Raw genomic sequence first — 22,491 nt, 5'->3', positions numbered from 1 at the left:
AAATAATTGTTCAAATAAAAAGAAAAGAAAGTCTAACAGCATTGACTTCCTTTTCTTAATCTCTTATTGTCTAGAAGACCAATCTTCTGCACGTTTTTGTAAATCATCCAAAAACTTTTGAATATCTGGCGCTTGGTCATTGGCTGCCTGACTGATAAATCCATTGATAGCAGGTGCAATTTCACTACTAAAGAATGGATTAGCTTCGTCCATCATAACGGAAGGAGAAACGGCAGCCACTTCCATCGCTTTTTGGATAAACTTATCTTCTGGTAATACAAAATCAGCCTCTGCTAGAGTCGGCGTAGCTTGGAAGTTTTCATAATTCCATTTTTGAGTTTCGTAACCCGCTAAAAACTTCATTACTTCCCAGGAAGCTTCTACGTTTTTAGCGTTCTTTGCCATAACAAATGGATCCATTGCAATCCATCCTTCACCTTTTGGACCAAGGTTTAATACTGGTACAAATCGATCTAATAACTCTTTATTTTTACTAGCTCGATATTCACCCATTGTAGGCCCGCCTGAATGGTCGAGGGCGATAGCAATATTGTTTGTTTCGATTCCAAAGTTTTCTTGACCTTGACCATTTACGAATTCAACTGGAGGATATTTTGCTGCTTCTTTTATCCATTCTAATACTTTTACCATTTCTGGTTCATTTAATTTCCATTCGATATTTTTTAGATCATCCAAAGAACCAACTGCACCAACTGCTCCAAATGCGTGGGTCAATGCTACAACAGTTGAAGCATTAAGAGAATTCCCACTCCACCATAATCCGTAATTTTCTTCACCGGTAACAGGATTTTTTCCTGTCATCTGTTTTGCTTTATCCAAAATTTCTTCAGGAGTTGGGTTCTCTGATAGTGGCTCAACACCCCATTCTTCAAACATCTTTTTATCATAGATCGTCACACGTTTTCCTAAAATTGCCGGAAGACCGAAGCGTGTGTTTCCATCAAAAGCAACGGTACTATAAGAATTTTCCCAAATTCCTTTTAAATATATATCGCCTTTAAAGCTAGTATCGTTTCCTATCAAATCGTCGATACTTCTTAAGAGCCCTTGCTGCATCCATTGAGACGCAAACGCTCCTCCTGAATAAATAACATCTACATCACCTGATTGCAACATAGCTGTTTGTTTCGCCTGTGCATTTTCCCAAGGAACTTGATATACCTCTAACTTAATGTTTGGGAATCTAGGGTAAAACTCTTCTTTCAAAAAGGTATTAAATCCAATATTATCAATTCCTGTGATCGGATCAATCCCATCTTCAAGCTGCCATCCAGCCAAGGAAACTCGTACAGTAGCTTCCACATCGGACACGACTTCAATATCTTTTTTCGAATTATTCTTGCCCCCACCACCGGAGGAAGAAGAGCATGCCGCTAATGTAAAAATAAGAACAAGCCCACTAAATATCGCTAATAATTTCTTCATTGTTAAGCCCCCTTCAAGGATTCATAGCTTTCGAGAAATTAATAAAACTAGATTATCCTAAAAATGCATCACCCCCCAAAAGGAAAATACTAAATGCTTAAGGATTTTTTACTGCTTTATACCTGATAAAGCGATACTCTCCACAATATATCTCTGAAGGAATAAATATAATGTAATGACTGGAATTAGACTGACGGTTGTAGCTGCCATGATGATAGATGGAAGTGGTTGGCTCTTATTGTAAGTAAACATTGCCAAACCAAGTTGAATGGTGTATTTATCAGGTGTTTTTAAAGCCAATAATGGCCAGAGTAAATCATTCCATACACCTAAAAATTGAAGAATCGTCATCGTTGCGATTATGGGGATGCACAAAGGAAAATACACTTTGAAAAAAACTCTAAATTCTCCGGCGCCATCAATGATTGCGGCCTCTCTCAATGTGGATGGAAGCTGATCTATAAATGATTTAGCCAAAAATGTACCGAAGGCATAATTTAGTGCAGGTAAATAAAACGCCCAATAGGTGTCTAGTAATTTTATTTTTGCAAAGAGCAAATATTGAGGTATCATTGTCATTTCAAAAGGAATCATCATTGTGCTTAATGCTAAAACGAGTACAATCATTGACCCTTTAAATCTTAATTTGGAGATAGCATAACCTGACAAAAGTGCAGACATCATGCTTACAAAAATAACTCCAATTGAAATAATTGCAGAGTTTATCATGTATTTAAGCATTGGGATATTTTTGAAAGCGAGTTCATAAGTTCTCGTTGAAAAATCCTTCGGCCAGAATCGCGGTGGAAAAGGAATATTAAGTCTTGCAGCCCAATCAAAACTTGTTAATAACATCCAAACAAAAGGAATAATCATAATTAACGAGCCCACTAACAGGACAACTAATAGTGTTAAGCTTCCTACTAGCTTAGATTTTTTCAAAGATTTACCTTGGAAGGATTTTGGATCTTCCATTTTCAAATTTGAAATACTTATAGGATTACTCATTTGATCCTCTCCTTCTAATCAAGATTGCTTTTCCTGTTTGATAGTAGCATGACGACCGTTAATACAAGAATAATCATAAATAAGATATATGAAGCAGCCGTTGCTATCCCCATTTGACTTGCAAGGAAAGCATTTCGATAAATATATAAAACGACTGTCATTAGGGAACCTGCAGGGTTTCCAGCCGTTCCCCCAATAAGCCAAACATCAGTAAAACGTTTCATTGCGCTGATTGTACTAATAATGACCATAAATAAAATAATTGGTTTTAAATAAGGAACAGTTATATAAAGCCACTTTTTAAACCAATTGGCTCCGTCTACTTCCGCGGCTTCATATAAGTCCCTAGGTACACTTGTTAATGCTGCGATAAAAATAATCGTATTGTATCCGAGCATTCCCCATAATGTCATTAAGACTATACTGAATCTAGAGAAACTAGGATTCGTAAACCAACCGATCGGATCCATCCCTACCCAACTAATAACAAAATTTAAAAGTCCTTCTTTTCCAGGATTGAATAGAAACTGAAAGAGAATACTAGTTGCAACTAGCGAAACAACGTTTGGAAGAAAATAAACCCCTTTGAAAAAGTTTCTCCATTTAAACCACGGAATATTATGTATAAAAGTAGCTAGAATAAAAGAAAAAGAAACTCCTAGTATTACTGCAAAAACTCCCATATAAACAGTGTTATAAAGTGATTTCCAAAAAACAGAATCAGATAGGACAAATTTATAATTGGATAATCCGATCCATTCTCCACCAAATGTAGATGCAGATTTTTGAAAGCTTAGCACTAAGGCTCCAAACATAGGATAGATTGCAAACATTAATACTCCAATTACTAATGGAGCTGAAAACATATAACCCGCCCAGTCAGTAGATGTAACTTTTTTCTTTTTACGAGGCTTTATTTCCATTCGTTTTTCTAAGGATGGATTGAGTTTCGTTTCCATTACTTCACCCCTTTAAAATTTGAGTTAATTACGCTTCCAGAGTAAGTCTCTCCTCTCCTATAGTTCTTTCTCCAGTGCCTTTATTAAGGTTACAATACCATAATAGAAGTAAAAATTTCAATGGTTTTTTCAGTATATTTTTAAGATTCAGATATTTTGACAGTGTTCTACAGCAATCAAATGAAAAAACGGAAATACATTCCTAATTTTAGGAACGCATTTCCGTTTAAATTCATGCTTTGTGTAGATATTAATCGAAATAAATCTCTTTTCCTTTTTGTGCGGATTCATAGATACCACATAAAATCTTTGTCATTTCGACACCGTCTTGTACAGGGCTGAATGTTTCTTTTTCCCCTAAGCAAACATCTACAAAATGGTCGACTTCATTTTGGAATCCATCAATAAAGTCAAATGTTAGGCTGTTTACTTGAGGAGTCATATTTAAGATTGTATCGTGTTTTTCGGAAATGATAGCTAGCTCTGGCTCTACTTCTGCACCACCTTTTGTACCATAAAGCTTCACAGCAATTTCATCCTTTTTAGCATGAAGCGTAAAGCTCACATCTACAAGCATGGAAGCTCCGTTTTCAAAGCGGATTAACGCATTTGCCATATCTTCTACTGTATTTTTTTCCGGATCATAATCAGCTGCTTGATAGAAAGCTAGATTTTTAATATTTTTGCGGTTACCTAGTTTATTATACGTATTACCGGAAATAGATTTAACTTTTGGACGTCCCATTAAATACCATAGAACATCAATAACGTGTACACCGATATCGATTAACGGGCCACCACCGGATCTTTCAACATCAGAGAACCAGCCACCAGGGTTACCAAGTCGACGAATACATGTAGCTTTTGTGAAGTAGATTTCACCTAATTCATCATTGTCGATGAATTTTTTCAATACTTGTGTGTTGGAAGCATATCTTCTAACGAATCCAACTTGTAATTTCTTTCCACTATTTTTCACAGCTTCTTCTAGCTTCAATGCTTTTTCAACACTTGTTGTCATTGGCTTTTCAACAAGAACATGCTTACCACTGTTTACTGCAGCAGTAGCAATTTCAGCATGAGTGTTGTTCCAAGTACAAATGCTTACTGCATCAACCTCTGGGTCATTCATTAAGTCATTGTAATCAACGTAAACTTTTTTCGCGCCATATTTTTCTGCTTTATCTTTTGCTCTTTGTTCATTTAAATCACAAATGGCATAAAGTTCTACTTTATCGTTCTTAACATATGCTCCTAAATGCGCTTCTGAAATGGAACCTGCTCCAATGACACCAATTTTTAATTTACTCATTATTTTTTTCCTCCTATGCTTCCTCAAATAATCTACGAACATTATTTAAAGCTATTTTTGAAGCTTGCTTACATTCTTCCAAACCTTCGAATTCAATAGAAATATATCCATCAAATTCTGAATTTTTAACGATTCTTACAATCTCTCTCATATCAATATCACCTTGGCCCACAATCGCGCCTCTTAAATAATTTCCTGCAATTGATTGGAAAAATCCGTCGCCAGGGTTTTGATAGGATGGTCTAATATAAAAATCTTTGAAATGGACAACTGATGCATGACCAATATTTTTCTTTACTGCAGATACCGGATTTTCGTCAGCACATAAGAAGTTTCCGATATCGACTGTCGTTTTAAAATTGTCACGATTCACTTCATTAATTAATCGAAGAACACGGTCACTTGCTTGAACATGGAAACCATGGTTTTCAATGCTCGTCGTAATACCATATTGAGCTGCGTAATCAGCAATTTGCTGACAAGCATCAACAATTATAGGAAGATCTTTTTCAAATTGAACGATTGATGTGTCACTTGGTGCGCGCCAAGCAACATCGTGTCTCATGAATTTAACTCCAAGAGCATTTGCGATATCAACTTGTTTTTTAACTCTTTCAATTTCTGCATCAAAAGCTTCTTTTGTTTCTGTTAAAAAGTTAGCACCAATTAAATAATGGGAAAGATCGATGCCAACACTTTGTGCTTTTTCTTTAATTTGTTCAATTAGTTCATCGTTATCATCAAGGCTAAAGCCTAATGGAACGATTTCAATATGTTCTCCACCATTGTCGGCTACCCATTGGATTGCATCTAAAATCGTCATTTCTCCGGAGTTAATTGCTTGGTATAAACTGTAAGAACTTAATCCGATTTTCATTTTGTCCACCTCTTAGGGATGTGTATTTAGTTTTTGCTGTATAGTTACATAGCTTATCGACTAGTGGATTTCTACTTCCTTTCTTACGATAAGTTAACATCGACTCGTTCCTCATCGTGCTTCCTTTTTCTCGTCGGGAATATGAAATCCTTACGTCGAAGTGCAGGGTGCTTCCACTTTTCTTTGTCTAGCTGCAGGCGCTAGGGGCTCGAGGTCAAATAACCTGAGGCATAAAAGTCAAAATACAGACTTTTTGCCTCAGAACATTTGCTTGTCGCCCCTTAGCAAGCGCCTTCCGCTTTTCTTACTATCTTTTCACCAATACAGCTTGGCCTTTTTCGAATGATTCGTAAGCTGCTTTTACGACTTCTAGTGTTCTTAAACCATCTGTACCAGTAATGGATGGTTCTCTTTCTTCTTTGATACATGCGATAAAGTCGTTAACGAGTCCTTCATCCATATCTTCTGCAAAAGGAAGTTGAGAAATTTCTTTAGAAGCGTCGTTATAATAAACGGAATGCTGTTTAAATGCATCAACCTGTAAGTTTCCTTTTGTTCCGATAAAGTTAATGATTGCATCTCCCCATGTTGGGAACGTTTGTGGTCTTGACCAGCTTGGATCAATGGAAACTATAACACCGGACTCAAGTTCTAAGGCTACCATTCCACAGTCTTCTACATCGATATCGTAAAATCTTCTATCAAGTTCAGCATAGACACTTTTCACTTCATCGTTAAGAACCCATCGAATGATGTCCATAATATGTACGATATGGTCAGTTGCAGCGCCACCTCCTGACAATTCTTTTTCTATAAACCAACCACCTGGCATTTTACCGTGGTTTGTTCCATTTATTGCAACAATTTCTCCAAGTGCTCCTGAATTAATCAACTCTTTCGCTTTTTGGAATCCTGGAGCAAATCGTACTGGATAAGCAATTTGAAGTTTAACTCCTTCTACTTCACAAACCCTGATCATTTCTTTTGCATCTTCAATTTCTGTTGCAATCGGTTTTTCACATAAAATATGTTTTTTAGCTCTTGCAGATTTGACAACATGCTCTTTATGATTAGCATTTTCAGAGCAAATGACAACTGCTTCAATATCTGTACTAAGAAACTCATCTAGATTTGATACATACTGGCAGCCAAAATGATTAGCCATTTCTTGTCCACGCTTTGCATCTTCATCCCAAATATACGCTAATTCCGTTTCAGGATGATTGACTAAATGCGTAGCGTAACTATGTGCGTGCATATGAGCAAAACTAATGATGCCGACTTTCATATTAATTTCCTCCTTTTCCTAGAGTGACAGGTTGTCCTTCTTCAGCAGATTTAACAGCAGCTTCGACAACCTTTATAACCTTCAAAGCATCTTCTGCCGTCACGATTGGTTGTGCCTCTCCAGAAATACATTGTACAAAATGCTCCAATTGGCGTTGGTATGGATCTTTCTCCATGATACTTCTTGGAATTTGGGCATTCTCATCTGAACGGAATTGAACGACTAATGGATTGCTGTCATCGTGATCGTATGTAATCATCCCTTTATCGCCTGTCAATTCAAAGGAAGCTTTAAATTTCGTCTCTGCCCACGATAGTTCAACATGTGCAATCGTTCCATCAGTCATCTTTAGATTAATAAAACCATACTCTAAGCCGCTTCGTTGTACTCTTTTAGCCATTACTCTTTCTACATCACCAAATGTCCATAGTACCCAATCCAAATCATGAACACCTAGATCCATAAATAAACCGCCGCTTTTTGACTCATCGGTATACCAAGAATCTTTCGCTGGATATGGAACTCCTCTAGATAATCTCATCACACCCGGCTTCCCAATGGCTCCATTTTTCACTTGCTCTCTTGCATTTACGTATTCTGGGAAGAATCGAAGAGTTTGAGCAACAAGTAATTGAACATTATTTTCAGCACAAACTTTAATGATATCTTCCGCTTCTTCACTCGTTAAAGCTAATGGCTTTTCACAAATAATGTGCTTCTTTTGATTTGCCGCTTCCATAACGAGAGCAGCATGTGTATGAGTTGGTGTACAAATATCAAACACATCTACCTCTGTATTGGCAACAAGCTCATCAATACTATTAAAAGCTTTTGTTCCATATTCACTAGCCACTTTTTCTAGTCTTTCTTGGTTACGGGCAATCACTCCGACGATTTCGATTCCCTCGATTTTTGACCAAGCAGATAAATGTCTTTGGCCAAGTTTCCCTGAACCGACTACAGCAATTTTCATTTACTCTTCCACCTCACATATTATCAATGACGCCTTGTAGATTTTTATGAAATTGTTCCATAAAAATCATGTAGTAAAAGTTAGTTTAATTCAGACATTCTAATCGTTTTATCTTCTTGATTTGATTGATTAGCAGCAAGGGTTAACGCTAAAGTTTTCAATCCCTCTTCATAAGAAGCTAAGATTAGTTCCTGATTATTCGTTCTTACCGCCTCAATGAAAGCACGGTCTTGAACCTCATAAAAATCAACCTTAGACTCATAGGTTTCTGTGTTACCTTTTTCAACTATTTTAAGAGTTGTCCCAACTAACTCAACACGGAAATCACGCCCTAACACTTCAACACCCATACGATGATCAGGTTGAGTGAAAGAACAGTCTAAATGTCCTACTGCACCTGATGAAAAAGTTACGTTAACAGACGTTACATCTGGAATATCAATATTTTCGATTGTCTCCATAACTTGAAGTGACATATTGGCATTAACCTTCTCAATTTCTCCTCCAAGGTATGTCATCAAGTCCATTACATGAGTAGCCTGTTCAACCAATTGGCCACCTGACTTACTCATAATTCGATACCAAGGTGTTTGTACAAAACTAGAAATATATTGACCTCGTACCATCGCAATCTTTTTATCAGCTAAATATTCCTTCGCCTTTTGGATTGTATCTAAATAACGAAGACAATATCCAGACGCATTGATGACACCTGATTCACGAATAACTTGTGCTTTTTTCTTCGCGACTTCAAGGTCCAGTTCTACCGGTTTTTCTACAAGTAGATGAATCCCCTTTTTAACCGCTTTTTCCTCAATTTCACCATGTGCAAATGGAGGAATACTCAAAAAAAGTGCATCAAATTGTTCATTTTCTAGCATTGAATCAAAATCAGTGTAGACAGAAGCGTTATATGCTTCACCTTGTTTTTTTGCATTTTCTTCATTAATATCGCAAACGGCTACAATTTCAGCATGTTCATTTTCTGAAACATTCTTTAAGTGGACTGAAGCAATACCTCCAACTCCTACAAAACCAACTTTAACTTTATCCATAATTTCGCTCCCCTACGCTCTCAGAATTACGTCCAAATGACGTGCAGTATCATCCGCTAAAGTGCTTGGGCACAAGGCATAAGGTGATAGTTCTGCAGTAAGTGTATCTTCATACCCAATCTCTTCAAGTGCTTGCTTTACAGATTTCCAATCAACATCTCCAGCAAGTAAAGGGACGAAACCGGTTATATTTCCAACCCTTGTACTAAAGTCTTTCACATGTATTTTAAAAATTCTTTTCCCTAAAATGTTGATCCATTGTTCTGGGAAGCCGAACTGCAATACATTCCCAACATCAAAATATGCTCCAATGTATTCTGAATCCAGCTCATCAATATATCGAGCCATCTCAAGTGGAGAAAGTAAAAATTTATTCCAAACATTTTCTATACCAATTTTGACGTTAAATTTTTCAGCAGTAGGAATGATTTGTTTAATTGCTTCTTGACTTCTCTCATAGCAGTCGTCATAAGAAACTTCCTTGGATACAGCTCCAGGCACCAGGAGAATCGTGTCCATTCCTATGAAGCTCGCAATCTCTAACATTTTTTCAACAACACGTATTCCTTCTTTTCTCACATTTTCATCAGGTGAGCTTAAAGGAGTTTTCCAAAGAAGGGATGTAGACAAGCTTCTTAGCTGCAATTGATACTCCGTAGCCAAGGCTACGATTTTTTCAGCTTCTTCCTTTGTAGTTTCTACTGTTAATCCTACGCCGCCAGCCTCATTTAAATTAAGTTCGACAGCATCAAAACCTGCATTTCTACTATACTCAAACACTTTTTCAATCGGCGTTCCTTCAGGATAACACCATTGATTAATACCTTTTAGCATAAAATCCCTCCTAAATTATTTTAAAATGTAGAGAAACATACATTTTTTATTGAATTTAGTCTTTTACTGTCTAGCTCCAGCTTATTTCAATGTAAAATGAAATAATTCATGGAGCAACAGTGAAGCAGAGCCAACGACTTCTGAATCATTACCAAAAGAACTTGGAAATACTTCTAATTGACGCGAATGCGTTTGCAGTGCATATCTAGAAATATGTTCATTCACTTTTTGTATTAAAAGCGGATTTTCAAAAGCCAATTCTCCACCTAATATTATTCTCTCAGGATTAAATAAATGAATGAGATTTACTAAGCCTGTACCAAGATAAAAAGCCATATCATCTAAAATAGTATTTGCTAGTACATCGCCTGCGAAAATGGCCTTTCGAAATAATTCCGGAGTTATTTTTGATAAATCTTCATGTACTTCTTCTACTAAAAGGGATTTGTTTCCTGCCTCAATTTCGGAAACAATTCGAGAACAAATGGCACGCCAGCTAACATAGTTTTCAAGGCAGCCAACGTTTCCACAATTACATGGAGCACCTTTATAATCAATGGTTGTATGCCCGAACTCACCAGCTCCTCCATGAAAACCACGGAAGATTGAATCATTTACGAGCATACTCGCTCCAACGCCATCTCCGATTGTCACATATATTAAGTTTTTAGATTGCTGATAATTTCCAAAACCTTTCTCCGCAAGTAGACTCCCATTCGTATCGTTATCTATGTATGTAGGAATATTAAAAGCGTCTTCTATTGCATTTTTTAATGGAAGATTATGAATTTTAAGTTTTGGATTATAAGCAACCATTCCTTTTTCTGAATCGACAATTCCTTGAATCGTGATGGAAATACCAAGGCAATTATTTAGATTTTTGCACTTTTTAAAAAAGTGATCAATCATCTTAATCAGTACATTACAAAAATCAAAATCGATGTTTTCTTTTAAAGAATGAACTTCTTTTCTTTTTACTTTTGCATTTAAATTCAATTCCGCAATAGTGATTTTGGATGCATCAATCGCAACTCCAATTAAGAAACAAACATCGGGATTCAATTGAACTAAAATCGGTTTTCTTCCGCCGCTAGATTCGCCTGTTCCTCCTTCTACAACTAGAGAATCGCGAATAAGGTCACTGACTGCAGAGGTAACAGTCGTTGGGCTTAAATTTACTTTTTTTGCAATTTCAGCCCTTGATATAGGGCCATTTTTTCGAATTACATCTAAAATGATTGACTTATTAAGTTCCTTAATAAGCTGTAGGTCACCTGTCCTTTTCAACATAATCTCCTTCCACTGAAATCGCTTTATAAGTTTCTTTCTCCAGTGCCCTTATTAAGTTTAAGAATAGCAAATATTGCTATTCTTTTCAATGGAATCTTCGTATGATTATTGATTTTTTTAAAAAAGTTCTGATAACCTTTTATTCAGTTGAAAGTTTAGGATTTATAAGGAATTGAGCTCACTATTTTTACCCCATTGGAATTCGTTTCTTGCATCCTTGTTCTTCATCAATTATTGTTTCAATTTTTTTCAATTGAACAAAAGTCTATAAATCTTCTATTATTATATATGCAGCTTTTACCGGTCCATGAACACCAACGACAAGATTCATTTCAATGTCCGCAGAATTACTAGGTCCTGTAATAAAATTGATACAGGAAGCAAGATGTTCGCCGTGTTTCACTTTTTCTCTGATGATTCTTGCTGCTTGCGTCATTCGTGGGACAATTGAACTTTTGGGCATAATAATGATTGACTTTAGAGGTAAAAAGCTTACTGTTCTCCCTTTATCTTTGTTGCTGAACAACACGGCTGTACCAGATTCTGCTAGAGTAATATCACTAATCGTAATTCCTATGTTTGCCTTTTCTGCTAGAGTAATATTTTCCTCTCCTAGTTCTGGATTCCATTGGTGGACTTGTATATTTTCTGACGGCCAAATGTGATTAAAAAGTGAGGAGAGTCCATATTCCTCAAATCGCGCATCTTTCCAAGTTACAATTGGTCCACCGCCGTATTGTGCAACGATTGTTCGTAATGTATCTATTAATTCCGTTTTATTCGTTTCAATTAAATCTGTGTGTATTTTTGTACACTGGGTTTTTAAGGCTTCAAGTAGTTCATCCGAATCGGCATGTTTTAATACTGCATCTTGTGGATGATAGCTCCAGTTGGGTTCTTCAACACTTGTTTGGAATTTGTCTCTTCCTAATCTGCTTGCAATTTTATTTAGGAATGCCTCCCTATTTTGGATTGTTCCACTCACGATTGATCCCCACCTTTTTTATGTTCTTTAAACCAATCTCGGAATCTTTCTTTGTTCGGAGCAGGGAATTCTCGAATTTCAGTCCAAGCTTTTAATGGGCCAACCCCTTTTGATATTTTGTTACCGTCTGTAAAAGGATTCATGGCAGTAGGAGCTATTTTGGAACCTAATTTGTAAAGGGACGGCGAAGCGGCACCTAAGCCAAATGCTTTCATAGCAAGCTTTTCAGAGATTGGCGCCCTTCCTTCTTTCTCAACGATGACTTGACGGTGCTTATGCAACAAATCATGAAGTGGAATTTTAACAGGACAAGCCTCTGTGCAAGCCCCACACAATGTTGAAGCATAAGGCAGTTCCTTATAGTCATCATAGCCTCCTAATAAAGGAGAAAGGACTGCCCCTATAGGACCTGAATAAATCGAACCATATGAATGTCCCCCTACATGACGATAAACAGGGCATACATTCACGCAAGCAGCACAGCGAATACACTGAAGAATTGATTGAAACTCTCCACCTAAAATATCCGACCTTCCATTATCAACTATGACTAAATGAAACTCTTCGGGACCGTCAACATCCCCCTCATCTTTTACACCTGTTAATACAGTAATATAGCTTGTTAACTTCTGACCAACTGCACTTCTAGTAAGTAAGCCGACTAAGACTTCCAATTCTTCAAATGTAGGAACAAGCCTTTCCATACCCATTACGGTGATTTGAGTCTTTGGTAAAGCCGTGACGAGATCAGCATTTCCCTCGTTTGTCACCAAACAAATTGATCCAGTTTCGGCTACGGCAAAATTACACCCCGTGATTCCAACATCAGCTGTCAAGTATTCATTTCGAAGCATTTGTCTCGCATGCCATGCCAATTCCTCTGGCTTTTCTGTCTGTTGATAGTTTAATTTTTCCGTAAAAACGTCCCTAATCTGCTCTTTATTCTTATGTAATGCAGGAGCGACAATATGTGATGGCGGATCATGATCATCTATTTGAAGAATGTATTCTCCTAAATCCGTTTCAATAACTTCACATCCAGCTTCCTCGAGGCACGGGTTCAAATTAATTTCTTCCGTTACCATAGACTTTGATTTTACGACTTTTTTAGCATTTTTCTTTTCGATTACACCACGGATGTATTCATTGGCTTCCTCAGGTGTTTCAGCAAAGAAAACATGCCCGCCTCTTTTTGAGACATTTTCACTTAATTGATACAAATAGTAATCGAGATTTTGCAAAACATGCTGCCGAATCTCTTCTCCAAGAGAACGCCACTCTTCCCAGTTTCCCAGTTCTTTCGCTTGATCCAGCCTTCTTGTCTGCAGTCTTTCCTGTGCGCTCGAAACGGCTCCTCTCATAAAAGTATTATGAATTCCCGTATCTACACGCTCCTTGAAATTACCAGTATCAATTTTCATAGGCATTATGATCACCCCGCTTTTTTATCAAAATTAACGATTATTTAATATTTCAGCTATATGCATTACTTTTACAGGTTTTCCAACTCGGTCGAGTCTTCCTCCAATATTCATTAAACATCCACAATCTGCACCGATTAAATATTCCGCTTCCGTTTCATCTATATGTTGTACTTTTTCGTCTACCATTTGCTCGGAAATCTGGGACATTTTCACTGAAAAAGTTCCACCAAATCCGCAGCATTGATGTTTTCCAGGCAGCTCCGTATATTCAAGCCCCTTCACATTTTTTAAAAGTTTCATAGGAGCTTCAGTTACTCCTAACAGCCTAGTCATATGACAGGAGGTATGGTACGTAACATGTCCTTTAAAAGTTGCTCCGACATCTTCAACCTTTAATACGTCTACAATAAATTCGGTTAATTCATATGTTTTTAGTTTAAGAGCTTTTGCCTTAGGTTCCCAAACTGGATCTCCTTTGAAAATATTCTCATATTCATGAAACATATAGGCACATGATCCTGAAAGACCAACGACATATTCCGCATCTTCAAAGGCTTTAATCATTCTTTTCATTGCTTCCTTTGAATCTTTTACATATCCACTATTATAAGCAGGCTGACCACAGCAAACATGCGACTCAGGAAAATCAACTTCGCATCCAAGCCGTTCTAATAACTCAACTGCTGATTTACCAACATGACTATGAAACATATCAACTAAACATGTAGCAAAAAGACTGACTTTCAAATTTATCACCCGCTCTCAATTAATGAAGTTTCATATAAATCTACTTTATTCCTATCAAGCTTTATAGTCAACAGGTCATCTGATGACTATAAAAAAACTTTTAGACGACTCGTTCAGTTTAACTTTTCATCTGTGAACGATATCGTCTTTTATCACTGAATCTTATTGCTCTTCTCAAAATATTCACCTAAAACTTGATCTACATTTTCTAGATGTTGCACCATTGCTTTTCTAGCAGCATTCTCATCACCGTGAAAAATAGCCTTATAAATATGTTTATGCTCTTCATATAGTTTTTCCGTTGTTGTTTGTCCTGAATAAAGCCATAGTCTTCTTGTTTCCTTCATCGTTTCTTGCATAAGACCAGAAACATGATTTAACAAGCTGGCTAGAAGCTGATTTTGCGACGCTTCTGCTATGGCAAGATGAAAATCTAGATCTGCTTTTTCTCCCAATTCTTCGTTGCCATTTGCTTTTTTCATTTCATCCAAAGCTATTTCCATTGCTTTTAAATTTTCGTTTGTTCTTTTTTTACTAGCGGAAACAACAGTGCCTGCTTCGATTATTTTTCTAACTTCTAAGAGATTCTCTACATCGTTCTTATTCATCAAAATCGCTGTGGACAAGGGAAATGCAATTTGATCAGAGCTAAACTCCTTTATATAAGTCCCTTCTCCTTGCTTCATTTCTACAAGTCCCATAGCTCTTAGTGCTGATAAAGCTTCTCTGATCGCTGAACGGCCAACTTGAAAATTTTCTGCAAGTTGTTCGACGGAATCTAATTTATCCCCTGGCTTTAATTGACCAGACCGAATCATCTCGTGAATGGCTTCTGCCACTTTTTCATATAGTTTAGTTTGTTTTATTTCTTTGTATTTCAATCCAATATCCCCTTTCTAAAAAAGCAAATCGATCCTGGAAGATTATGATATAATAAGCAAATCGTAACTTACCATCTTTTTGAACATGGGGTGTTCCAGATCTTTAGCATTGACGGTATTTTTTATCGATTAGGTACTTGGCTATTCAATTCCATGTTTCTAAATATTTTATTTATTATTTCTTGCATACCTATTATAACGATTTTCCCGGCTATTAGCGCGCTTTTCGGTGTCGTAAGACAGTGGAAGAGAAACAATGATGTATATGTTGTTGCACAGTTCAGGAAAATGTTTACTGAAAATTGGAAACAAAGTTATCTAGTCGGTATCTTAACTACGCTTATTGGTGGGTTTTTAGTTTTCGATTTTTATCTCTTATATCATACCGATATATCATATAAAACCGTCATCTTTGTTGCTCTAATGTTTATCATTTTTTTGTTTATGATTTGTTGCATTAGTATTTATCCATTAATGGTTCATTTAAAAACATCTTTTAAGCGTCTATGTATTTCTAGCCTTCAAGTCGGATTATTCAAGATTCACTTGTCTCTATTTTGTTTAATTCTTTTAGCAGCATGGACTACCTTATCGTTAAGATTTATCATTTTATTTGTATTTTTCTTTTTTAGCGTTTCAGCTTATATCATTTATTGGATAGCAGATGTTAAATTTAATAAATTGAAAGTTAAAGAGTAAATATCATCATGCCTTAAGTTGATATGAACAATAGTGGCTTGTCTTCTATTAAAACTATTTAATTCTCTTCTATTTAATATTTTTCTAAAATTCATCTTTTTATGTAGAGTCAAGCAGTGTACTATAATAATGAAATAGATAAAAAAATGGAGGCTTTTTAATGTCTAATCTAGAATTTCAATTAACAGATTCTTTAGAAAAAGTATTTCCTCATAACCAACCAAATGCGCTAGCTATGAAAACTATTTCTATTTTTCAAAATGAACAATTTTCTTTTCAATTAGCGTATCGATCTACTGATAATAAAAGAATTCATATTGGAGTGGAAGCAGACGATACGGTCCTAACATCCATCAGCCATGTGAAAAAGGTGCCTTCTAGTCTACCAGCCTATCCCGATTCACACGATGAAAATTACCTTTCTATTGAACCAGGTTTATTTCCAGACTTGTTAGAACCTGTAGTGTCTGATGTCATTGAACTTGAATCAGATGGCTGGAACGCGATTTGGATTGATGTTTGTCCAAGAGAAAATGCTGTGGGTGAAAAGACGGTATCATTACATATTACTGATGAAAATCATCAGTCCATTTACAATCAATCTTTAACTATTCAAGTCATTCCCTACGATTTACCTGAGCAAAAACTGATCCATACACAATGGTTCCATACTGATAGTTTAGCAAATTATTATGAAGTTGAAGCTTTTTCAGAAGAACATTGGCGAATCATCGAAAATTTCATTCGTACAGCAAACGAAAACGGAATAAATATGCTTCTTACCCCAATATTCACACCACCTTTGGATACGAAAGTTGGTGGGGAACGAACAACGGTTCAGCTTGTAAAAATTTCTTATGAAGATGGTACGTATTCATTTGATTTTTCATCGCTTAAAAAATGGCTAGATATTTGCGAACGAAACAGTATTAAATATATTGAAATTGCACACCTATTTACACAATGGGGTGCTGAATTTACTCCGAAAATAATGGTTGAGGAAGATGGAGTTCTTATAAGAAAATTTGGTTGGGATGTATCGGCTGACAGTAATGAATATCGTTTATTTTTAGAGTCATTTCTACCTGAGTTAACTGAGTTTTTAAAAGCAAACTGGGATGCGGAGAAAGTGTATTTTCATATTTCCGATGAACCAAACAATTCCAACATTACGACTTACGCAAAAGCGAAAGAGCTGGCAGAACCTTATTTAAAAGACTTTAAAATCATTGATGCATTAAGTGATTATTCATTCTATCAAAAAGGCATCGTTACGAAACCTGTTGTGGCAAATGATCATATACAAGAGTTTCTCGATAACCATGTCTCTAATTTATGGACATATTATTGCTGTGCACAAAATCAAAAAGTTAGTAATCGATTCATGTCCATGCCTTCAGCAAGAAACCGAATCATTGCTACACAATTATTTAAATACGATATCGAAGGATTTCTTCATTGGGGATATAATTTTTACAATAGCCAATACTCGATAGAGCCAATTGATCCTTATGTCATTACGGATGCAAAAGGTGCATTTCCTTCAGGCGATACGTTCCTCGTCTATCCTGGAAAAAACGGAGAAGCGATTCCGTCCATTCGTTCTCGGATCTTTTATCAAGCATTACAAGATTTGCGTGCGTTTCAATGGCTTGCTCAATTAAAAGGAAAAGATTTTGTTTTGAATATGATTGAAAAGTCTCAATCTATCACTTTTACTGAATATCCGAAAGACAAGGAATATATTTTTAATGTGAGAGAAGAGATTAATAGAGAATTAGAACGGGCTTTAAGTGAATAATTCAAAAGGCGATGGAAACAATTTCTCCGTCGCCTTTTTTGTTAACTTTTTGAAATATCGATCTAGCTTAAAAAGAGTCTGTCCCACAAAATAGATAGTTCACCTTGGGAAACAGCTTGTTCTCTTTCGAACCCTCAAGTAACATCGTAATAAATGTACTTTCGTTCAATTTAATTAATTCATTATAAGCAAACGAATCCGTCGGTTTAATCATTTCCACGATGCCTTCTTTTTTTGTAAATAGAACTTCATCTGATTCGCCACATTGCAAGAGTATTGTATAGTTCACAGCTTCAGATTCGGTCCTTTTTATGAAAACCGGTCTTAATTTATTCATTAATCCGTGATAATTAATGACTTTCCACATACCTGAGGTTTCAGCTACTTCTTCTGCTCCCCAATTTTGAAAATAACCTGAAAGTATGTGATTGCTTGGTAAGTCAATTCTGATACCGTCATAATGATTTATTTTATTTAATAGCGAAAGAACGGCATTTTCATGACCTTCTAAATAGCAACATTCATTGATTATAATTTTATTTCCATAAAGACGATAGCTTAAATACGCACTGATTTTATCATGATTCTTGGCCATAAGGAGGTTTGATGTCCTTTTTATTTGAGCTTCGAAATAAGAAGAAGATCGTATCCGAGTTCCAACGAAATTCTTACTGAACTTATCATACAAGGCTTTTATTTCTTCAAAATCCGACTCAACACATGGTGAAATTGTGTATTGATTTTCAGGAATTTCAGGAATTTTTCTTAAAACCTTATAATGCGTTGGAATCGTATGCCATCCAAGTTTTTCATAAAAAGGGTTAATACCAGCAAAAAGCAAAGACAAATCAAAATCGTTATCTTCCATCCATTTTATTTGTCTTTTCAAGATTGTATGAGTTAGACCTCTTCCACGAAATTCTGGAAGGGTTGCTACATTTCCAATTCCTCCTACCTTTAATATGACACCTTCATAGTTGATATAATAAGGAAAAATCTGAACCGCGGCCGCAATTTCTCCATTTACGTTTGCAATCCATGTAGATTTATAATTATAATCGTCTTCAATCTCCAATCGTTCTTGAAAAAAAGACTTATCTTCAGGGAATACCTTTCCCCATAGTTCATAAAGCTGTCCAAGCTCCCCGTCATTATGTATTGGTCTTATTTCAATTTTATCCATGGAATCACCTCATTTATAAGTATCTCAAAAAGGGGCTTGAACCTCAGCCCCTGTCATTCATTATAATATTTCTAGCCATTGAGTTCGGACATTGAGATCGTTTCAAGAGTCGGATTATGGTTTCCTTGATCGATTCGGACAACCTTCCCTCCATTACGAATGGATTCAGTTGCCGCACACCCTACCGCAACACTCATTCTGCCTGCAAATGGAGTTGTTAAAGGTTGTTTATTGTATAAAACTAAGTTGACGAAGTCCTCACAAATACGTGGGTCTGCACCACCATGTGTACCATCCATTTGTTTCATCTCGTATACGATATCGCTCATTTCATGCCATGAACCTGATTTTCTCGTTTTTACGTACACTTTATCGTTGACATCATCATTTTCAATGCGTCCTTTCGTTCCGATAAAAGTATAATTACGAGAATAGTCTGGCGTAAAATGACATTGCATATAAGAGGCCTTTATGCCGCCTTCTAATTCCATAATAACCATATTATTATCTTCAACATCAATTTCTTCACGGAAAGCACATTGTGTTAGACGATGTAAACTAACATCTGGGCACGTATCTTTTAATTCGCAGTCAGGGCAATATAAATCATTCGGCTTATCTCCGCCGTAATAGTCCAAGCTTCCAAATGCTGAAACTTTCGTAGCATATTTCCCTGTCAACCAATGAATAACATCGAAGTCATGAGAAGCTTTTTGTAAAAGTAGAGACGTAGTATTGGCAGCTGTTCCATGCCAATCATGATAATAGAAATAGCCACCAAGCCCTACAAAATGCCTTACCCAAACTGCTTTAATCTCGCCAATGACTCCTGAATCAATAATTTCTTTCATTGTTTGGTACATGCTCATATAGCGCATGTTAAATCCAATCATTAAATGTTTTCCTGATTTTTTCCACTCATCGAGAATGCGATCACATCCTTCTGGTGTAATGGCTAATGGCTTTTCACAATACACGTGTTTCCCAGCTCGTAGCGCAGCAATTGCATGTTCTTCATGCAAGAAATCAGGAGAAAAGATTGCGATTGCATCAATGTCATCTCTTTTTAGTAACTCTTTATAATCCGTTGTAATAAATCCATCTTTATTCACATCTTTTTTAAATCTTTCCAGTAACTGTAAGGATACATCCGCAGCCCCTACTACCACTGAATTTCCTTCTGGCTTATGCCAATATTCTACAATGGAGCTTCTACCACCCGCACCAATAATTCCGATTCTTAATTGTTTCACTGGTACCACCTCTTTTTAAGAGGGCTATTCATTTTTGTAATAGCCCTCAAATTTAGTCAATTGGATCTTAAGGCTATGGCTGTCTGCAATAGCAAAGATTTTATAATTAAAATAGCAATTGATACGTTTGGTTTTCACTCATATCAATTTCAATTAGACCATCGATAGGGTCTAAACGCTTATCATCTCTACCTTCTTCACGAATAATAACGGAGGTGCAAGATTTAAAAACAAATAGATTTTCAGTGTTTGAAGTTACTTTTAGCCCCGTCACTCGCAATTTGTCCCAAGACACATTCACTTCAAAACCACCTTGAACGCGAATTCCATTAATGGAACCTTTAATCCAAGTTGATGGTAGAGCCGGTAAAAGTTCGACATAGCCCTTATGAGATTGAATGATCATTTCTACTACTCCAGCTGTATAGCTGAAGTTTCCATCGATTTGAAAAGGTGGATGTGCTCCCAAAAGATTAGGGTATATTCCTCCCCCAACGAAAACTTCATTTTTTGCTTCAACGATGTTAAATAACTGTTGAAACAGTGCATTCACACGTTCACCATCTTTTAACCTAGCCCAAAGACAGATTTTCCAACCAAGACTCCAACCCGTTCCCATATCTCCTCTACGGTTAAGCGTCTGCTTAACAGCATCCAATAGTGGTCCTTCTGTTATTTGAGTCCCTGGATAAACACCGTACAAATGAGAAACATGGCGATGGTGAGGTTCAACGTCTTCGTAATCAATCGCCCATTCTTGTAATTGACCGTATTTACCTATTTGCATTGGATATAGGCGTTCTCTTGCATGTTTCACGTTCTCTATCCATTCATCTTCTATATCAAGAACAGCTGCCGCTTCGATACAATTTGTAAACAAATCCCAAATGATTTGCAAGTCCATCGTTGCACCCTTTGTTACTGAGCCCACCTGTCCTTTGTCCGTATAGAAGAGATGTTCCGGAGAAGTTGAGGGCGAGGTTGTCAAATAGCCATTTTCATCTTCTATTAACCAATCTAAACAAAATTCAGCTGCGCCTTTCATAATTGGAAGTGCTTCAGTTTCTAAAAAAGTTCGATCTTGAGAAAACGAAAAGTGTTCCCATAAATGTCGACATAGCCAAGGGCCTGACATTGGCCAAAACGCCCATATTGGATCCCCATGACGATCTCCACCAACTGGATCAGCATGTCTCCATAGATCAGTGTTATGGTGAGCTGTCCATCCTCTTAATCCATAGCGATCACTTACCATCCTCTCACCATTTACCGCTAATTCACTTACAAGTTTTAATAAAGGGCGATGACATTCTGCTAAATTCGTTATTTCAGCTGGCCAATAATTCATTTCTGCATTAATGTTTACTGTGTAATTGGATGACCACGGTGCACGAGTCAAGTCATTCCAAATCCCTTGCAGATTGGCAGGCTGTGTTCCTTCCCTCGATGACGAAATCAATAAGTAGCGCCCATATTGGAATAATAGTTCAACCATTCCTAAATCGCTTGAACCATTCTTTTTCACTCTTTCATCCGTATCAAGAATCTCTTCAGGTTTATTACATTCCAAAGATAATTCAACACGGTTATAAAGACTTTGATAATCTCTAATATGTTCAGCTTTTAACTGCTCATATGAAATACTCATAGCTTGAGCTAGAATCTCTTCATTTTTTCGAGTCAAATCGCCAAAATATTTCCCGGGCAATTGATCAAAACCATTAAATGAAGTAGCTACTGAAAAATAGATAGTAGCTTTAGACGCATTATGTATTGAAATTTTTCCATTTTGAATTTTCTTTTCTCCTGCATCTATAACGACACCTAATCTACCTTCAAAATGAATCGCTTTAGTCTCTTCAAATTCACCATAAACAATTGGTTGTTTATCTTCATTGAAATAGTTTGGTGCACAGTATTCAGGACAAATTCCTTGTAATATTAATTCATTTTCTGAGTTTGCCGTTCTATTTTTCAATATACTCTCTAGTAATATATCGAAATGCAAACTATTTTCTTCCGAACTCGTCAATTGAATGGCGAGTACTTGGTGTGGATAAGATATAAAAGCTTCCCTCTTAAAATGTACATTTCCTACCGAATACTTTACCGATGAAACCGCTTGTCGAATATCTAAGCTTCTTTCATAATTCCTAGCAATATTCCCATGCAAGAAATGGATTTTCATATCGCCAAGTGGCATATAGGATTGTGTATACGAACCAAACATATTCTTCGTTTCACTTATTGCTTCTTCATAATTCTCTTCATCTATTAATTTTCTTACCTTTTTAAGCGATTCCCTGTCATCATACTTTTTATCCTTTGACGGAGGACCGGACCATAACGTGTCTTCGTTCAATTGAAACTGCTCTACCTCAACACCACCAAAATGCATCGCTCCTAATCTTCCATTTCCAAGAGGCAAAGCTTCCGTCCATACTTTAGCAGCTTTTCTGTACATTAAATTCTTCAA

General features: G+C 36.5%; 19 protein-coding genes. 2 read left to right on the top strand and 17 right to left on the bottom strand.

The window, feature by feature from the left end; translation table 11 throughout:
• Positions 1-63 precede the first annotated feature (63 nt).
• The 14 genes from MT489_RS12365 to MT489_RS12300 all read right to left on the bottom strand — a co-directional run bounded on the left by MT489_RS12365 (position 64) and on the right by MT489_RS12300 (position 15,079).
• Positions 64-1,446 (bottom strand): extracellular solute-binding protein, encoded by a 1,383-nt coding sequence (locus tag MT489_RS12365; protein ID WP_244681860.1) that lies wholly within the window; start codon positions 1,444-1,446, stop codon positions 64-66.
• Positions 1,447-1,554: 108 nt separating this feature from the next.
• On the bottom strand, positions 1,555-2,454 hold the full coding sequence (locus MT489_RS12360) for a carbohydrate ABC transporter permease (protein WP_370876384.1): 900 nt from the start codon (positions 2,452-2,454) through the stop codon (positions 1,555-1,557).
• Between the two features lie 14 nt (positions 2,455-2,468).
• Positions 2,469-3,413, bottom strand: a complete 945-nt coding sequence (locus MT489_RS12355) for a carbohydrate ABC transporter permease (RefSeq protein WP_244681859.1) — start codon at positions 3,411-3,413, stop codon at positions 2,469-2,471.
• A gap of 250 nt (positions 3,414-3,663) precedes the next feature.
• Positions 3,664-4,725, bottom strand: coding sequence for a Gfo/Idh/MocA family protein (locus tag MT489_RS12350; protein ID WP_244681858.1), 1,062 nt, complete (start codon positions 4,723-4,725; stop codon positions 3,664-3,666).
• 13 nt (positions 4,726-4,738) lie between these two features.
• A complete protein-coding gene (locus MT489_RS12345; protein ID WP_244681857.1) occupies positions 4,739-5,602 on the bottom strand; it encodes a sugar phosphate isomerase/epimerase family protein in 864 nt (287 codons plus the stop codon).
• Between the two features lie 307 nt (positions 5,603-5,909).
• Positions 5,910-6,890: a Gfo/Idh/MocA family protein gene (locus tag MT489_RS12340; protein ID WP_244681856.1), complete on the bottom strand. Its 981-nt coding sequence runs from the start codon at positions 6,888-6,890 to the stop codon at positions 5,910-5,912.
• Between the two features lies 1 nt (position 6,891).
• Positions 6,892-7,863 carry a Gfo/Idh/MocA family protein gene (locus MT489_RS12335; RefSeq protein WP_244681855.1) on the bottom strand — a complete coding sequence of 324 codons (972 nt, stop codon included), beginning with the start codon at positions 7,861-7,863 and terminating at the stop codon, positions 6,892-6,894.
• Positions 7,864-7,943: 80 nt separating this feature from the next.
• Entirely contained in the window at positions 7,944-8,918 is a 975-nt protein-coding gene (locus MT489_RS12330; protein ID WP_244681854.1) for a Gfo/Idh/MocA family protein, read from the bottom strand.
• Between the two features lie 12 nt (positions 8,919-8,930).
• Positions 8,931-9,752, bottom strand: a complete 822-nt coding sequence (locus tag MT489_RS12325) for a sugar phosphate isomerase/epimerase family protein (RefSeq protein ID WP_244681853.1) — start codon at positions 9,750-9,752, stop codon at positions 8,931-8,933.
• Between the two features lie 81 nt (positions 9,753-9,833).
• Positions 9,834-11,042, bottom strand: a complete 1,209-nt coding sequence (locus MT489_RS12320) for an ROK family transcriptional regulator (protein WP_244681852.1) — start codon at positions 11,040-11,042, stop codon at positions 9,834-9,836.
• Positions 11,043-11,307: 265 nt separating this feature from the next.
• Positions 11,308-12,027, bottom strand: a complete 720-nt coding sequence (locus tag MT489_RS12315) for a LutC/YkgG family protein (protein ID WP_307415507.1) — start codon at positions 12,025-12,027, stop codon at positions 11,308-11,310.
• A complete protein-coding gene (locus tag MT489_RS12310; RefSeq protein WP_244681851.1) occupies positions 12,024-13,454 on the bottom strand; it encodes a LutB/LldF family L-lactate oxidation iron-sulfur protein in 1,431 nt (476 codons plus the stop codon). The genes MT489_RS12315 and MT489_RS12310 overlap by 4 nt, the downstream gene beginning before the upstream one ends.
• A 27-nt stretch (positions 13,455-13,481) precedes the next feature.
• A complete protein-coding gene (locus MT489_RS12305) occupies positions 13,482-14,198 on the bottom strand; it encodes a (Fe-S)-binding protein (protein ID WP_244681850.1) in 717 nt (238 codons plus the stop codon).
• 152 nt (positions 14,199-14,350) lie between these two features.
• Complete coding sequence (locus MT489_RS12300) at positions 14,351-15,079, bottom strand: FadR/GntR family transcriptional regulator (protein WP_280518597.1); 729 nt, start codon at positions 15,077-15,079, stop codon at positions 14,351-14,353.
• A gap of 153 nt (positions 15,080-15,232) precedes the next feature.
• On the opposite strand from MT489_RS12300, the gene MT489_RS22450 reads away from it, so the two are divergent.
• Positions 15,233-15,778 (top strand): DUF624 domain-containing protein, encoded by a 546-nt coding sequence (locus MT489_RS22450; protein WP_370876388.1) that lies wholly within the window; start codon positions 15,233-15,235, stop codon positions 15,776-15,778.
• Positions 15,779-15,938: 160 nt separating this feature from the next.
• Positions 15,939-17,579 (top strand): DUF4091 domain-containing protein, encoded by a 1,641-nt coding sequence (locus MT489_RS12295; RefSeq protein WP_244681849.1) that lies wholly within the window; start codon positions 15,939-15,941, stop codon positions 17,577-17,579.
• Positions 17,580-17,646: 67 nt separating this feature from the next.
• Here MT489_RS12295 and MT489_RS12290 read toward each other — a convergent pair whose 3' ends face one another.
• The 3 genes from MT489_RS12290 to MT489_RS12280 form a co-directional block, all read right to left on the bottom strand.
• A complete protein-coding gene (locus MT489_RS12290; RefSeq protein ID WP_244681848.1) occupies positions 17,647-18,762 on the bottom strand; it encodes a GNAT family N-acetyltransferase in 1,116 nt (371 codons plus the stop codon).
• 71 nt (positions 18,763-18,833) lie between these two features.
• Positions 18,834-20,015, bottom strand: a complete 1,182-nt coding sequence (locus tag MT489_RS12285) for a Gfo/Idh/MocA family protein (RefSeq protein ID WP_244681847.1) — start codon at positions 20,013-20,015, stop codon at positions 18,834-18,836.
• A 106-nt stretch (positions 20,016-20,121) separates the two neighbouring features.
• On the bottom strand, positions 20,122-22,491 hold the full coding sequence (locus MT489_RS12280; RefSeq protein WP_244681846.1) for a glycoside hydrolase family 95 protein: 2,370 nt from the start codon (positions 22,489-22,491) through the stop codon (positions 20,122-20,124).

Origin of the sequence: Lederbergia wuyishanensis, assembly GCF_022900255.1 — a bacterium.
In the GTDB taxonomy this organism is placed as follows: Bacteria; Bacillota; Bacilli; order Bacillales; family Bacillaceae_C; genus Lederbergia; species Lederbergia wuyishanensis.
This window is presented reverse-complemented; position numbering and strand designations above follow the sequence as displayed.